This window comes from Serratia nevei, from assembly GCF_024160145.1.
In the GTDB taxonomy this organism is placed as follows: domain Bacteria; phylum Pseudomonadota; class Gammaproteobacteria; order Enterobacterales; family Enterobacteriaceae; genus Serratia; species Serratia nevei_A.
The window spans coordinates 20,446-35,410 of the sequence record NZ_JAMYWQ010000013.1 but is presented as its reverse complement, the minus strand read 5'-3'; the positions used below and the strand labels follow the sequence as shown (position 1 = coordinate 35,410).

The window sequence follows — 14,965 nt, the reverse complement described above, 5'->3', positions numbered from 1 at the left end:
CATGGCAATTCCTGTTTATCTTTGGCTGAAGGACGACGGCGGCGCGGACATCAAAGGGTCTGTGGACGTTCAGGATCGTGAAGGCAGCATCGAAGTTGTCGCTCAGGAGCATAACCTGTACATCCCGACCGATAACAACACCGGCAAGCTGACCGGCACCCGTATCCACACCCCGTTTCTGTTCACCAAGGAAATCGACTCGTCCAGCCCGTACCTGTACAAGGCGGTGACCACCGGTCAGACCCTCAAGTCTGCGGAATTCAAGTGGTACAAAATCAACGACGCGGGCCAGGAGGTGGAGTACTTCAACACCACACTGGAAAACGTAAAAGTGGTGAAAGTGAATCCGGTGATGCACGACATCAAGGATCCTTCTTTCGAGAAGCATAACCACCTCGAACAGATCGAGCTGCGTTACGAAAAAATCACCTGGACCTACAAAGACGGCAACATCATTCATTCCGATTCCTGGAACGAACGCGCCACTGCCTAAGTCGCCAGCGGGCAGAGCTTCTCTGTCCGCTTTTTTGTTTTTTGCTGAGCGTCCTGCCGTGCGGGCGCTCAGCAAAGAAACCCACAATCTGCCAGCCCGACCGCATGCGCTTTGGTCCCCTTCACCGAAAACAGCGATGGGCGGTAGCGTGTCCAGGAACCGACAAAGAGAGAAAGTCATGGAAAATCCAGCCATCCTGCTGCGACGTCTGAACCCTTACTGTGCCCGTGCGATGGAAGGGGCAGCCTCGCTCTGTCAGACCCGCGCGCATGCGGAAATTTTGCCTGAGCACTGGCTGATGAAACTGCTGGAGCAGGGCGAGGGCGACCTGACGGTGCTGGCGCGCCGTTATGAGTGGGATATGGACAGCATTTGGCAGGCTCTGTTGGGCTGGCTGGATACACTTCCTCGCTCTATTCGCAGCCGCCCGCAGCTTTCAGACAGCATTCAGACGCTGATGCAGGAAGCCTGGCTGATTGCCTCCCTTAGTGGCGAAGAGCACATCCGCAGTGTGCATCTACTGATGGCGTTGGTTGAAAAACAGAACCTGGTGCGCTGCGAGGGTCTGTGGCCACTGCTGACCCTGGGGCAGAGCCAGCTTGAGCGCCTGCGCCCGTTGCTCGATGCACAGTCCGACGAACGACCAGAAGTGCAGCAGGAAGCTGAACTGGCACAGAGCCACGGCGGGGAAGTGGAGTTTGTCGGGCGCCCTGTCGGCGCAGAAGGCGTAAAAGAAGGCGAACTGAACCCGGCGCTGCAGAACGCACTGGATAAATTCACCCTTGACGTCACCGCCAAAGCGAAAGAGGGCAAGATTGACCCGGTGTTCGGTCGCGACACGGAAATCCGCCAGATGGTGGATATTCTTTCCCGCCGCCGCAAGAACAACCCGATCCTGGTCGGCGAACCCGGTGTCGGCAAAACCGCGCTGGTCGAAGGCCTGGCGCTGCGTATTGCCGAGGGCAACGTTCCTGAATCCCTCAAACCGGTCATCCTGCGCACCCTTGACCTTGGTTTGCTGCAGGCTGGTGCGGGCGTGAAGGGGGAATTCGAACAGCGTCTGAAAAACGTCATCGATGCGGTGCAGCAGTCGCCTGTGCCGATTTTGCTGTTTATCGACGAAGCGCACACTATTATCGGTGCGGGCAATCAGGCGGGGGGCGCGGATGCGGCTAACCTGCTGAAACCGGCACTCGCCCGCGGCGAACTGCGCACCATTGCCGCCACCACCTGGAGCGAGTACAAGCAATATTTCGAACGCGATGCCGCGCTGGAACGCCGCTTCCAGATGGTCAAAGTAGACGAGCCTGATGATGACACCGCCTGCCTGATGCTGCGTGGCCTGAAATCCCGCTATGCTGAACACCACAATGTGCACATCACTGACGATGCGGTGCGTGCGGCCGTTACGCTTTCCCGCCGCTATCTGACCGGCCGCCAGCTGCCGGACAAGGCGGTTGACCTGCTGGATACTGCGAGCGCCCGCGTGCGCATGAGCCTCGATACCGTACCGGAAGCGCTGACCCAGTACCGCGCGCGGCTCACCGCGCTGGACATTGAAAAACAGGCGCAGCTGGAAGATATCGCGCTTGGCAACAACCATCACGGTGAACGTCTGGCGGCAATTGAACAGCAGCAAAACGACCTGATTGTCGAACTCGACGAGCTGGAAAGTCAGTACGGTCGCGAACTGAGCCTGACAGAGCAACTGCTGGAAGTGCGCCAGGACATCAGCCGCCAGGCCGACATCACCAATCTGCAAAACCAGCTGTCAGCGCTGCAGGGTAATACGCCGCTGCTGTCACTGGACGTGGACACTCGCACCGTGGCAAACGTGATTGCCGACTGGACCGGCGTGCCGCTCTCCTCGCTGATGAAAGACGAACAGACGGAACTGTTGACCTTGGACGCTGAAATCGGTAAGCGTGTGGTGGGTCAGGACATGTCCCTGAATGCCATTGCCCAGCGCCTGCGCGCGGCGAAGACCGGGCTGACGTCAGAAAATGGCCCGCAGGGCGTGTTCCTGCTGGTGGGCCCGAGCGGCGTCGGCAAAACCGAAACCGCGCTGGCGCTGGCCGATGTGTTGTACGGCGGTGAGAAATCCCTCATCACCATCAACCTGTCCGAATACCAGGAGCCGCATACGGTGTCGCAGCTCAAAGGTTCACCGCCAGGCTATGTTGGCTACGGCCAGGGCGGCATTCTCACCGAAGCGGTGCGCAAGCGTCCGTACAGCGTGGTGCTGCTCGATGAAGTGGAAAAAGCCCACCGGGACGTGATGAATCTGTTCTATCAGGTCTTCGACCGTGGCTTTATGCGCGACGGTGAAGGGCGCGAAATCGACTTCCGCAACACCGTTATCCTGATGACCTCTAACCTCGGTAGTGACCACCTGATGCAACTGCTGGACGAGCAGCCGGAAGCCACCGAAGGCGATCTGCACGAACTGCTGCGCCCGATCCTGCGCGATCACTTCCAGCCCGCGCTGCTGGCCCGTTTCCAGACCGTGATTTATCGTCCGCTGGCAGAAGCGGCAATGCGCACCATCGTAGAGATGAAACTCGGGCAGGTCAGTACGCGTTTGCAGCGTCACTATGGCCTGACCACGCAGATTGATGAGAGCCTGTATGAGGCCCTGACCGTCGCCTGCCTGCTGCCGGACACCGGCGCACGCAACGTCGACAGCCTGCTTAACCAGCAAATCCTGCCGGTGCTGAGTCGGCAACTGCTGGTTCACATGGCCGCCAAACAGAAACCACGGTCGCTACGCCTTAGCTGGAGTGAGGAAGAGGGGATCGGACTGGCGTTTGACCGTACACAAGGAGTGCACGCATGAGCAGTCATCTCCCGATAAGATTCAGCCACAACCATCACCAGTTGTTGGTGAAGGGATGTGAAGCAGAGCTCGATGTGCTGGCGTTTGAAGGCGATGAAGCCCTGAGCACGCCGTTCAGTTACCGTATTGAATTCACCAGCGCTGATCATGCCATCAGCAAAGAAATGATGCTGATGAAAGCGGCTTCCCTGACGCTGCAGGCCCCGGTAGACCAGGGTTACGGCATCAAAATGCAACAGGCCGTGCGCACCCTTCAGGGAGTGGTGAGCGGCTTTGAACGCCTCAATACCTCAAAAGATGAAACCCACTATGCCCTGACGCTCCAGCCACGCCTGGCGCTGCTTGACCGTTCGCACCAGAACGCCATTTATCAGGACATGTCGGTCCCGCAGATCGTGGAAAAAATCCTGCGCGAGCGTCACAACATGCGTGGTCAGGATTTTCTGTTCTCGCTGAGTAAAGAATACCCGCGCCGCGAGCAGGTGATGCAGTACGGCGAGGATGACCTGCACTTTACTACCCGCCTGTTGGGTGAGGTCGGCATTTGGTTTCGTTTTACCACCGATACCCGCCTGAACATCGATGTGGTGGAGTTTTATGACAGCCGGCAGGGGTATGAGACAGGGCTGACGCTGCCGTCGGTGCCGCCATCGGGCCAGCATTCAACAGGCGTGGACGCGGTCTGGGGGATGGCATGCCACCACCATGTGGTACAGAAACAGGTCAGTACCCGCGATTATAACTACCGCCAGGCCACTGAGGACATGAACACCCAGATCGATGCGACCCGCGGGGATGCCACCACCTACGGTGATGCCTATCACTATGCGGATAACTATCTGACACCGGGCAGTACCTATGACCGCAATCCGGCCCCGGAGTCCGGAGCCTTTTTTGCCCGCATTCGTCATGAGCGTTATCTGAATGGCCAGACGCAGACGCATGCCATTACCAGTTGCCCGACTCTCTCTCCGGGTCAGGTACTGAAAGTCACCGGCGGGTACGAAGTGGCAGACGTGTTCAGTCAGGGCGTTGTTATTACCCGCATGCACACTCACGCAAGGCGTGATGAAGATTTTGGGGTGCATTTTGAGGGGATACCGGACAGCACTGATTTTAGTTTTCGTCCGGAGCCAGGCTCACGCCCGGTGATGGCGGGCACGTTGCCTGCGCGCGTTACCAGCACCACCGAAAATGACACCTACGGCCATATCGATAAAGACGGGCGCTATCGCGTCAATATGCTGTTTGACAGGGATAACTGGGAAACCGGCTTTGAAAGCCTGTGGGTGCGGCAGTCCCGCCCCTATGCCGGCGACACTTACGGCCTGCACCTGCCGTTGCTGGCGGGCACCGAAGTGGCGATTGGCTTTGAGGACGGCAACCCGGACAGGCCGTACATCGCCGGTGTGCTGCACGATTCAGCGCATGGCGATCACGTCACCATCCGCAACTATAAACGCAACGTGTTGCGCACCCCGGCGAACAACAAAATCCGCCTCGACGATGAGAGGGGGAAAGAGCACATCAAGGTCAGCACCGAGTACGGCGGCAAGAGCCAACTGAACCTCGGCCATCTGGTAGACAGCGAACGGCAAAAGCGCGGCGAAGGTTTTGAGCTGAGAACCGACGGGTGGGGGGCGATACGCGCACAGAAGGGCATTTTCATCAGCGCGGACGGCCAGGCAAAGGCGCAAGGAAAGGTGCTGGCGATGGAGCCGGCCATCAGCCTGCTGAAAGGGGCGGTGAATCAGGTGACGGGGTGGGGAGCTATTACGCAGACTCACCATAACGTTGCTCCGGATAGTGAGCCGCTGAGAAAGTTTGTTTCAGAAGCCATTGAGCTTAAAGGGCCGGCTTTGCTCATGTCTGCACCGCAAGGTATCGCCACCGTCACGCCGAAAACTACCGTGGTACACAGCGGTGAAGGACTGTACTTGCAGAGCCTGGGTGAGGTGAATATCAGCGCGGCGCAGCGTTATTCGGTGAACGCGCGCCAGACTGTCTCAATGCTTGCCCAGCAGGAAGGTATGCGGCTGGTCTCCGCCAAAGGCCCGCTGGAAATTGAGTCGCACGGCGATGTGCTGTCGCTGACTTCCCTTAAAGATGTCATCGTCCAGTCAACACAGGGGCACCTGCAATTGACGGCTAAAAATGGCATCACTCTGGGCTGTGGAGGTGCTTATATTCGTCTCACACCACAAGGGGAAGTACAGATTCATGGTCCGGGATTAATCAGCCTAAAAGGCCTGCACGATTTGCAGGGGCCAGCCAGCGAGGATTTTCCTATGCCAGAACTGCCGGCATCAGTATGTAAAGAATGTCTTAAAAAAGCTCAGGAACTGGCGCAGGGTTTTGTACCCAGGGAGGCATAAATGACCGCGAAATGGATTGAAGAAGTCGCTGTTACCTGCCGGTCTTCCGGAACTGATTATCTTGATATTATCGTTGATCAGGCAGGGCTGGATTTCAGCGTTATTCCGGCACTGAATGCACTGTCGGTGGAGTGGCAGTCACTTTATCACGGGCTTCCGGAAGCGTTTATCGTCGATGATGCTCCGCTGGTTGCACGCATTAGACTTGATGATCTTCAGCAGTTGCAGTGGCTGAAGGACATGAGTCAGCAGGTTGCCGTTCAGGCTCCGTTGCTGCTGTTGTGCTCACACTGGCCTTTTTCTGCCCTGGCTGGCTGGCTCACTCAGTATATGGATATTCTGCAGGAGGGACGGAGCGGAATTTTACGGTTTTACGATACGCGGATTTTCCCTGTGCTTTTTACGCACGTACTCAGTGAGGAACAGCAAAGACCTTTATTGCGCCCTGTGCTGTTCTGGGTATGGCAGGATATGGATGGTAATGCCAGAGGTATAAAAGGTAGTGGTACGCCCCAGACCCGCGATGAAAAACCTAACAAAATTGACCTAAGCGATCGCCAGCTTGAGCATCTGATGTGCGTATGTGATGTCATGACCCTCCTGTCGCACAGTGCACCGCCAGTGGGCAGGTATTCATCACAACAGGCACTTTTTTCTGATTGTTACCAGGACATGGTGGAAGCAACCAACCAGGGCATTATTCTGGATGAAGCACGCGAGGCCTGGGTCATGAAAAAGTGGTTTTCCACATCAGTACCGAACTGATGGTGAAAAGAAACCGTTTTACCCGTCGTCACATCCTCCTTTTGTAGATGTTCTTTTCATACAAGGAAAGCTAGATGAAACATCCATTCTTAAGCCCGCTACTGGCGGGTCTGCTGCTGTTAACCGGCTGCTCGCAGCCTGCCGCTCAGGCCGGAGGCGGTGGTGGCGGAACAATTAAAGCCATCAACCACACCAAATGGGCGATTAACCATTTCAGTGTTGATAACCAGTCGGGCATCGACATTATTGGCCCGTTCCAGGGCGGCGGTGGCGGCTGCTGCTACAGCGTGCCCGCCCGCTGGACGCCGGGTATGACGGTACGAGTTGACTGGGAAAGTGGGGAGGCATCAACAGAAGGTTTTCCGGGATTCACTGATTACGAGAAATATAAAGCCTGGGAGAAAAAGATGAGTGCCCAGAATCGGCAGCACAGCAAAACCGTCCCGGTTCCTGATTATAACGGCCAGGATGTCTGCGGTATCACGGTGCACTTTTTGCCCTGTGATGACGTGAAGGTGACGACCAGTTGCTGGTCACCGAGAAATGCCAACTACCCGATTAAAGAGCCCATCAGGATGAAGGAGCCCAAAGACTGTCCGAGATAGCCTGTTTGCGGCTGTCGCGTCCCTCTTAGTGAATCCACATCTACAAGGAAAGTCAGATGAAACACCCATTCTTAAGTCCGCTGCTGGCGGGGCTGCTGCTGTTAACCGGCTGTTCGCAGCCTGCCGCTCAGGCCGGAGGCGGTGGTGGCGGAACCATTAAAGCCATCAACCACACCAAATGGGCGATTAACCACTTCAGTGTTGATAACCAGTCGGGCATCGACATTATTGGCCCATTCCAGGGCGGCGGTGGCGGCTGCTGCTACAGCGTGCCCGCCCGCTGGACGCCGGGTATGACAGTACGTATTGACTGGGAAAGTGGGGAGTCATCAACAGAAGGTTTCCCAGGGTACGAAAAATGGGAGAAGTATCTGGAATGGGAAAAAAAAATCAAAGCCAGTCATCGTCAGCACAGCAAAACCGTCCCGGTTCCCGACTATAACGGCCAGGATGTCTGCGGTATCACGGTGCACTTTTTGCCCTGTGATGACGTGAAGGTGACGACCAGTTGCTGGTCACCGAGAAATGCCAACTACCCGATTAAAGAGCCCATCAGGATGAAGGAGCCCAAAGTATGTCCGAAATAACGGAAACCGATTTAGCCTGGGTACCTCCGCCGTTCCCGGCCCAGGGGCGTCTTCCTACGCAGGCGCTGCAGGTCGGGCAAAGCTGCCATCAGCAGAATAGCGCGGAGCGGCTCTACCGCCAGGAACTGTGTCTGGCGGCCGGACGACGCGTGGAGCCGCCGTGCTGCAAGACGCTGCATATCAGCCTGTTTTTCGACGGTACGGGGAATAACCTGAACAATGACCTGCTGCTGTCTAACCCGAAGCATCCGACCAATATCGCGCGGTTGTTTCGTGCCACCATCGGTACCGGTACTGCGGGCGGGGTGCCAACAGACGGCCAGAGCACGTTGTTAGATGATGCGGAAGACGGTGAGGGGAAATATTTTAAGTTCTATATGCCCGGCGTGGGGACCCCGTTCCCGGAAGTGAACGATCCGGACTATTCCACTATGGGGTTGGTGGGTGCCACTAAAGGTGAGGAGCGGATTAACTGGGCGTTGCTGCGCATTATTGATGTACTGAAGTTTACCTCCACTGAAAAATGGTTGACTACCGCGGAGAGTCGTCAGTCCATCGGCAAAATGGGCACCAGCTGGAACCGTCTATGGTTTGGCGGCAGTCACAATCGTTATGAAGAGTTCAGCCGTTTACTGAATGAGTTAGCCCCGAAGCTGAAGCCATTGATTACTCAGCCGGAGCCGGGTAAACCCAAGCTGTTGGGCATCAAGTTGTACGTTTACGGTTTTTCCCGCGGAGCGGCGGCGGCGCGCGCCTTTGTGCGCTGGCTGAGTGAGTTACTGCCTCCACCGGCAGCGGAAGGCGAAAAACCCCCGCAGTGCCTGCAGATAGGTGAGTTACAGTTGCCCATCAGCGTGGAGTTTCTCGGGCTGCTGGATACCGTGGCCTCAGTCGGGATAGCGCACGTGGTGCCGATTGCTGAGGGGCATATGTCCTGGGCGGATGACACGATGGAGTTGCCGGACGATGAAACCTATGGTGGGCTGATAAAAAAATGCGTGCATCTGGTGTCCGGGCATGAGCAGCGTCTCTGCTTCCCGCTGGACTCGGTGCGCCGGGGTGACGGCAAGTACCCGCCCTATGCCACCGAGGTGGTTTATCCGGGGGTGCACTCGGATCTGGGTGGCGGTTATCCGCCGGGGGATCAGGGGAAAGCGAACGGAAAGGATGATGCTTTACTGCTGTCACAAATTGCTTTGCATGATATGTATGCTTCAGCATTTTCCGTCGGTGCGCCATTAAAAATACCCGTGGGAGCATTACCTGATGACAAGAAGACAGACAACTGGCGGTTGATGCCTTTAGATTCTTTAAAAGAATTTCTAATTCATGGAGATCTAGTCCAGCGCTTCAACGCCTGGCGCGAACTTACCCTGAATCTGACCACTCCAGAAAAAATCACGCCCGAAGAGGCCTGCGAATACGAACCACCGCGTGCCAGCGGCAGTCTGGAAACCGTCGTTGAAAACCAGATTGCGTGGATCACCGCCTGGCGTATTGAGCGCTATGCCAGAGGTTCGATGCTGAAAACGCCATTCTACCAGGGCGCCAAGAATACCGAAGCGTTGCCCGCCTCGCGTAAGGCGGCAGAAGACGCACGGGATGAAAAGCAGAAAAAAGTGCTTGAAAAGCGTCAGGACCAGATAGCAAAACAGCCCGCCGACAAGATAGATGAGCTTGTGCTCTATCCGGGCATCAAGGATTTCGACCCGGATATGGCGCAGACCCAGCTGTTTGAAGCGGCAAAGGAGTTCGGTAAGGATTACCACGACGGCTACCGTATTCCGGAGAACCTGGCGCAGGCGGTGCTGGATACCGTGCTGCAGCCGATGATTTTCGTGCTCAATACCGATGATGAACCCGGGGAATACCGGCGAATGAAAGCGGACGGAGACGCGCGTGTGGCAGTCCTTTTCCCTGCCGCCGGTGAGGCCAGTAATGCGCAGCAGCCTGCCGGGCTGGTCAGGGCATTATTCGACGACCAGGTGCATGACTCGCGAGCCTGGTTTATGCACGCGGCGCTGGGTACGCGCGAGATGTGGGGCGGCTACTTCCGCTACCGGATGATTTATTTCAGCGACAAATGTAATAAGTCCCTGTCACCGCTGGTGATAGCCGGAGACCTTATCGGGTTTGCCACCCTGACCACGGGTGTTGTGCTGAGTTTCAGGCAAAAGAGTCTGACCGGAAAGCTGGCAGGGCTGGCCGCGACAGGCGCTGTACGATCGCTGCAGGTTGAAGTGCTGGACAGGATCACCCGTGAACCCCTGCCGGAACTGCCGGGTGGGGAACAGCAACGGGCATTTACCCGGGAGCCGGGAGTGGTGGTTGCACAGCGAAAAGCGCTGGTGGCTGAACAACAGCTGGCACGGGCGCAGGCTGCGATCCCGGCCAGCTGGCTTGAGGACGTCCTGACGGTGACTGGATAAAACTGAGTAAGGAGAACCGATGAGTAAAGTCATCCGCAAAGGAGACAGCCTGCGGGAATATGGTGGCAAGGTATTAGGGGGGCACTACCAGTGTTTTGGTCAGGGATTTGCCTGTAAGGGAGATCCGGTTCGCTGTAACAAACACGGTATGACGACCATCGCGGAAGGTAGCACATTAACCACGATTGATGGACAGCCCGTCGCGCTGCATGGTCACCACTGTGCCTGCGGCTGTACGCTGGTCAGCTCGTTTCCTGACTGCGGTATTGACCAGTGAGGTCCGTCCCTGATTATCCGGCGTACAAAACGGCGCGTCCGCCCGGTACCGCAAGGTGGTTGTCGGCCACGTCTCTGCTGATATTGTTCGGCGGCGGTGCTGGCGGACTGCTGCCCTCTGCCGAGGGTAAAAGTTCGCTGGTGGCCGCCGGTATTCTGGTGGCACTGTTGCTGTCAGTCACTGGCTGGCTTGTGCGGTTTCTGTACTATCGTGTCAGCGTGCATAACGCCGCTTTCTATTATCAGCTGGTGGCATATGAACAGCAGCAGTGGTGGGCTGCGCACCGGCAGCCGTTCTGGTTAAAAGAAGGACTGTTGCTGGGGCCAGCAGGGACCCGTTCAGTTGACTGGCTGCGTGTGCTTAACCGTGAACAACGCCCGCCGGAGGAAAAAAAAGAGGGCGGCAGCAGCGTATTTAGATTGCCACAAATTTCGGTTATGGATCCCACCGCTCGTGAAAGGCGGCTGGCGGAACTGCTGGTTATTGAGTGGCAAAAGCAGCGTAGTGAAAAAATACTTACTCCACCGCGGCGTTGCTACTGGCTGGGGGCCGACATCACCTGGCAGGCATTTCGCGCACAGATGGCGATCGCTTTCCCGGACACTGCACTGCCAGCCCGACCTGAGCCCTGGCAAGGGGAGGCCAGCCTGACTGAAATAGCGGGCGAGCTTGCCGGAGCCAAACCTGATGACACGATACTGATTGGCGGGTGTCAGGTTATCGCGGCGCAGTCAGGCACAGAACGTCCCGTCGGAGAATCTGCGGCACTGTGGCTGGCCGGACTTAATGGTCCGGTACAACTGACGCGAGGTGAAACTTTTTCGCAAGAACAAGGCGACCTATTGCTCACCGTGTTCGCCCGTGCACTGGAACAGAACGAGATGCAAGACCCACCGGAGGCCTGTACGCTGTTTTCCCGACCCGGCCTCGAGGTGCTGGCGGGTACCGGATGGGATGTCAGCCAGCATCTGCAGGATGCCAACTGGGGGGAAGTTGGCGATATGGAAACTCTGATTGTTTTATCCCTGGCGGCAATCTATGCCGCGCACCACCAACAACCGTGCGGCTGGATTGCACGCGACCCGATGAACACCCTCGCAACTGGAATAGTAAAACCTGATGGACAACGTCAATAAGCCAGCTGCCATCTCTGTGGCAGCCACGGCAACTGTCTGTATTGCTGTGACCACTTTACTGGTACTACTGGGCGCAGTGGCATGGTGGCTGTGGGCGACTGAACGATCAACGGAATGGGAAACATTGCGTCCGCTTATTGTCTCTGGCTTTATCGTCTGGGGAATTGCGCTCAGCATGCTGGTACTGGGGTTTATGGCCTTCCGGTTATTGATTAAGGATAAGGTTAGCCCGTCGTCATCACGCAAGCGCAGACCGACAAAGGTTACGGAGCACGAAACGGCTTACCGTCTACTGAAGACACGCCTCCGATCGCGCTATAGCCTCTTCTGGCGCTACAAGGTCCGCCTGTTGCTGATGACCGGTGACGACGCTGCGATTGAACAGCTGGTACCAGGCCTGCAGGAAAGTCAGTGGCTCGAAGGCAACTGCACCGTTCTGATTTACGGCGGCAGCCTGACCACTGAACCGGACAAGGAAAAATACACTGCACTGCGTAAACTGCGTCGCGGTCGTCCTCTGGACGGAATAATCCGTGTTGTACCGCAGTCGCTTAACCTCTCCCCTCAGATTAGTGACAGCGATTTACGTGGACTGGAAAAAATCAGTGAATTGTTGCGTTATTCCGCGCCGGTCTGGCTGTGGCAGCTGTGCGACAGCAAGTGGCCGCAGGCAAAACGCACTGAACAGCCGGTCGGGGCTAGTTTCCCGCTGCGTGCCAAAGCCGACGACATTACCCGCCAGCTTGAGCTGATGCTGCCCGAACTGCGGGAGCAGGGCGTGAACCAGATGCTAGAGAATAACAACCACGATTTTCTGCTGCGTCTGGGTCAGCATCTCAAAGACGGCGGTATCGCCCGCTGGACTGAACAACTGCTGCCATGGCTGCCTGCCTCCCAGCAGCGCGTTCCGCTGCGTGGCCTGATGTTCAGTCTGCCGGACAGTCAATCTATTCATAAGTCTGAGGGAACAGTCGACCCTGAGAAATATATCCCGGAATCACAACGCCATGCGTGGACTCTGCCTGCCACCTGGCAGGGGATCGTTGATGACTGTACCCGTGTACGTGGCCGTCGTGTCGGTATGGCGTGGGAACAGACGCTGGCCTGGACGCTGATGGCCATTATCGGTGTCTGGGGGACGGGAACGCTGTTGTCGTTTGCGGTCAACCGCCTGCAGATTGTCTCCGTGGCGCAGCAGGCGCATGCTCTGGTGGAGCATCCTTCCGTATCGGATTACCAGCTGACGGCCCTGCATACGCTGCGTAATGACGCCGGCCGTCTGCAGCACCGTATTCAGGAGGGCGCGCCATGGTACCAGCGCTTCGGTCTGGACCAGAATCAGCAGCTGCTCGACGCGATGCTGCCCTGGTACGGCGTGGCGAACAACCGCCTGATTCGCGACCCGGCAAATGCCGCCCTGACGCAGAAGCTCAGCGCGCTGGTAAACTCCGCTCCCAACAGCGACCAGCGGGCGCAGCTGGCAAAACCGGGCTATGACCAGCTGAAAGCCTGGCTGATGATGTCCCGCCCGGACAAAGTGGATGGCGCCTTCTACGCACAAACTATGAAGGTAGTTCAGCCGGCACAAATGGGCATCTCAACCGGCCTGTGGCAAAGTCTGGCGCCGGATTTATGGGACTTCTACATTACCGTGCTGCCCAAGCAGCCTCAGTGGAAAATCACCCCGGACGCGCAGCTGGTCAGCCAGAGCCGCCAGGTGCTGTTACAGCAGATTGGTCGCCGCAACGCAGAAAGTACGCTGTATGAGAATATGCTCAAATCTGTGCGCCGTAATTTCGCCGATGTGTCTCTGGAAGACATGACCGGCGGCACCGATGCCCGTCGCCTGTTCACCACCGATGAGGTGGTACCGGGCATGTTCACCCGCCAGGCCTGGGAAGGGGGAGTTCAGCAGGCTATCGAAAAGGCCGCAAATTCCCGCCGGGATGAAATTGACTGGGTGCTGAGTGATTCCCGTAAGGCGGTGTCCTCAGACCTGTCGCCGGAAGCCCTGAAAGCGCGTCTGACGCAACGTTACTTCACCGACTTTGCCGGCAGCTGGCTGAGTTTCCTTAACAGCCTGCGACTTAATCCGGCGAACAATATCGCGGATGTCACCGACCAGCTCACGCTGATGAGTGATGTGCGCCAGTCCCCGCTGATTGCGCTGATGAACACCATCGCCTGGCAGGGGCAGACAGGTCAGAAAAGCGAAGGGCTGTCTGACTCTATCATCAAGTCAGCCAAAGAGCTGGTTGGTGGAAAAGACAAACCCGCAATTGACCAGTTAGCGACAGGTCCCCAGGGACCACTGGATGAAACTTTCGGTCCGCTGCTTCAGCTTTTGGGTAAAAATACGGGCAGCAACGTCATGTCGGCTGACAATTCTCTGAGTCTGCAGACGTATCTGACCCGTATCACCCGCGTGCGTCTGCGGCTGCAGCAGGTGGCCAGCGCCTCAGACCCGCAGGCGATGATGCAGACCCTGGCGCAGACCGTATTCCAGGGCAAAAGCGTGGACCTCACTGATACCCAACAATATGGTCGTCTGATTTCGGCAAGCCTCGGCGAAGAGTGGAGTGGTTTTGGCAGCACGATGTTTGTGCAGCCGCTGACCCAGGCCTGGGAGACGGTGCTTCAGCCGTCGGCGGCGAGCCTGAACGACAAATGGAGTCGCTCGGTTGTCGCGAACTGGCAAACTGCTTTTGACGGTCGTTTCCCGTTTGCCGCCAGCAAAAGTGATGCCTCTTTACCTATGCTGGCTGAATTTGTGCGTAAGGACAGTGGACGTATAGAGCGCTTCTTGTCGACAGAGCTCAACGGCGTGCTGCACAAAGAGGGCAGCCAGTGGGTGCCGGATAAGGTCAACAGCCAGGGGCTGAACTTTAACCCGGCCTTCCTGCGGGCCATTAACCAACTGAGCCAGTTGTCAGACATTCTGTTCACCGATGGCAGCCAGGGTATCAGCTTTGAGCTGCAGGCGCGTCCTGTGCCGCAGGTGGTGGAGACGCAGCTAACCATTGATGGACAAAAGCTGCACTACTTCAATCAGATGGCCGACTGGCAGTCCTTCCGCTGGCCGGGAGATACCTACAAGCCGGGGACGATGCTGACTTGGACCACGGTCAACGCTGGTGCGCGCCTGTTCGGGGATTACAGCGGGACCTGGGGCTTTATACGCTGGCTGGACTTGAGCAAGCGTCAACAGCTTGACCGCAGCCAGTGGATGATGAGCTTTACCGCACCGGATGGTCGAGCGCTGCAGTGGGTGCTGCGCTCACAACTCGGAAAAGGTCCGTTGGCGCTGCTGGAACTGCGCGGCTTTAGTCTGCCGGAAAACATATTCAGCGTGGATGCTTCGGCAGCAGCGCAGGCACTGACCCACTCTGATAACCTAGCCATGGAGGGGATGGAATAATGGGCAAGTTACGAAAAATAGACATTTTGGATTATTAAAATATC

General features: G+C 57.0%; 10 protein-coding genes. All 10 read left to right on the top strand.

Annotation, left to right across the window (positions count from 1 at the left end; translation table 11 throughout):
* Position 1: 1 nt before the first annotated feature.
* The 10 genes from hcp to M6G53_RS11315 all read left to right on the top strand — a co-directional run bounded on the left by hcp (position 2) and on the right by M6G53_RS11315 (position 14,921).
* On the top strand, positions 2–493 hold the full coding sequence (gene hcp, locus M6G53_RS11360) for a type VI secretion system effector Hcp (protein WP_073534462.1): 492 nt from the start codon (positions 2–4) through the stop codon (positions 491–493).
* Positions 494–671: 178 nt separating this feature from the next.
* Positions 672–3,329, top strand: coding sequence for a type VI secretion system ATPase TssH (tssH, locus tag M6G53_RS11355; protein WP_253331400.1), 2,658 nt, complete (start codon positions 672–674; stop codon positions 3,327–3,329).
* A complete protein-coding gene (locus M6G53_RS11350) occupies positions 3,326–5,704 on the top strand; it encodes a type VI secretion system Vgr family protein (RefSeq protein ID WP_253331398.1) in 2,379 nt (792 codons plus the stop codon). Before tssH ends, M6G53_RS11350 begins: the two co-directional genes overlap by 4 nt.
* Positions 5,705–6,469, top strand: a complete 765-nt coding sequence (gene tla1, locus M6G53_RS11345; RefSeq protein ID WP_253331396.1) for a toxin Tle1 chaperone Tla1 — start codon at positions 5,705–5,707, stop codon at positions 6,467–6,469. It abuts the gene before it with no gap.
* A gap of 74 nt (positions 6,470–6,543) precedes the next feature.
* On the top strand, positions 6,544–7,074 hold the full coding sequence (gene tli1, locus M6G53_RS11340; RefSeq protein ID WP_253331394.1) for a T6SS immunity phospholipase A1-binding lipoprotein Tli1-KP: 531 nt from the start codon (positions 6,544–6,546) through the stop codon (positions 7,072–7,074).
* 56 nt (positions 7,075–7,130) lie between these two features.
* The gene (gene tli1, locus M6G53_RS11335; protein WP_073534458.1) at positions 7,131–7,661 is read left to right on the top strand and encodes a T6SS immunity phospholipase A1-binding lipoprotein Tli1-KP; all 531 of its coding nucleotides are present in this window, start codon (positions 7,131–7,133) and stop codon (positions 7,659–7,661) included.
* A complete protein-coding gene (locus tag M6G53_RS11330; RefSeq protein ID WP_253331392.1) occupies positions 7,649–10,090 on the top strand; it encodes a T6SS phospholipase effector Tle1-like catalytic domain-containing protein in 2,442 nt (813 codons plus the stop codon). The genes tli1 (M6G53_RS11335) and M6G53_RS11330 overlap by 13 nt, the downstream gene beginning before the upstream one ends.
* A 19-nt stretch (positions 10,091–10,109) precedes the next feature.
* Positions 10,110–10,367 carry a PAAR domain-containing protein gene (locus tag M6G53_RS11325; protein ID WP_197806115.1) on the top strand — a complete coding sequence of 86 codons (258 nt, stop codon included), beginning with the start codon at positions 10,110–10,112 and terminating at the stop codon, positions 10,365–10,367.
* Positions 10,364–11,503 (top strand): KPHS_23130 family T6SS system protein, encoded by a 1,140-nt coding sequence (locus M6G53_RS11320; RefSeq protein ID WP_366519497.1) that lies wholly within the window; start codon positions 10,364–10,366, stop codon positions 11,501–11,503. Before M6G53_RS11325 ends, M6G53_RS11320 begins: the two co-directional genes overlap by 4 nt.
* A complete protein-coding gene (locus M6G53_RS11315) occupies positions 11,487–14,921 on the top strand; it encodes an ImcF-related family protein (protein ID WP_253331389.1) in 3,435 nt (1,144 codons plus the stop codon). Before M6G53_RS11320 ends, M6G53_RS11315 begins: the two co-directional genes overlap by 17 nt.
* Positions 14,922–14,965: the final 44 nt, after the last annotated feature.

Coding starts and splice junctions, on each gene's coding strand:
- hcp (WP_073534462.1), top strand. CDS start 2: ATGGCAATTCCTGTTTATCTTTGGCTGAAGGACGACGGCGGCGCGGAC.
- tssH (WP_253331400.1), top strand. CDS start 672: ATGGAAAATCCAGCCATCCTGCTGCGACGTCTGAACCCTTACTGTGCC.
- M6G53_RS11350 (WP_253331398.1), top strand. CDS start 3,326: ATGAGCAGTCATCTCCCGATAAGATTCAGCCACAACCATCACCAGTTG.
- tla1 (WP_253331396.1), top strand. CDS start 5,705: ATGACCGCGAAATGGATTGAAGAAGTCGCTGTTACCTGCCGGTCTTCC.
- tli1 (WP_253331394.1), top strand. CDS start 6,544: ATGAAACATCCATTCTTAAGCCCGCTACTGGCGGGTCTGCTGCTGTTA.
- tli1 (WP_073534458.1), top strand. CDS start 7,131: ATGAAACACCCATTCTTAAGTCCGCTGCTGGCGGGGCTGCTGCTGTTA.
- M6G53_RS11330 (WP_253331392.1), top strand. CDS start 7,649: ATGTCCGAAATAACGGAAACCGATTTAGCCTGGGTACCTCCGCCGTTC.
- M6G53_RS11325 (WP_197806115.1), top strand. CDS start 10,110: ATGAGTAAAGTCATCCGCAAAGGAGACAGCCTGCGGGAATATGGTGGC.
- M6G53_RS11315 (WP_253331389.1), top strand. CDS start 11,487: ATGGACAACGTCAATAAGCCAGCTGCCATCTCTGTGGCAGCCACGGCA.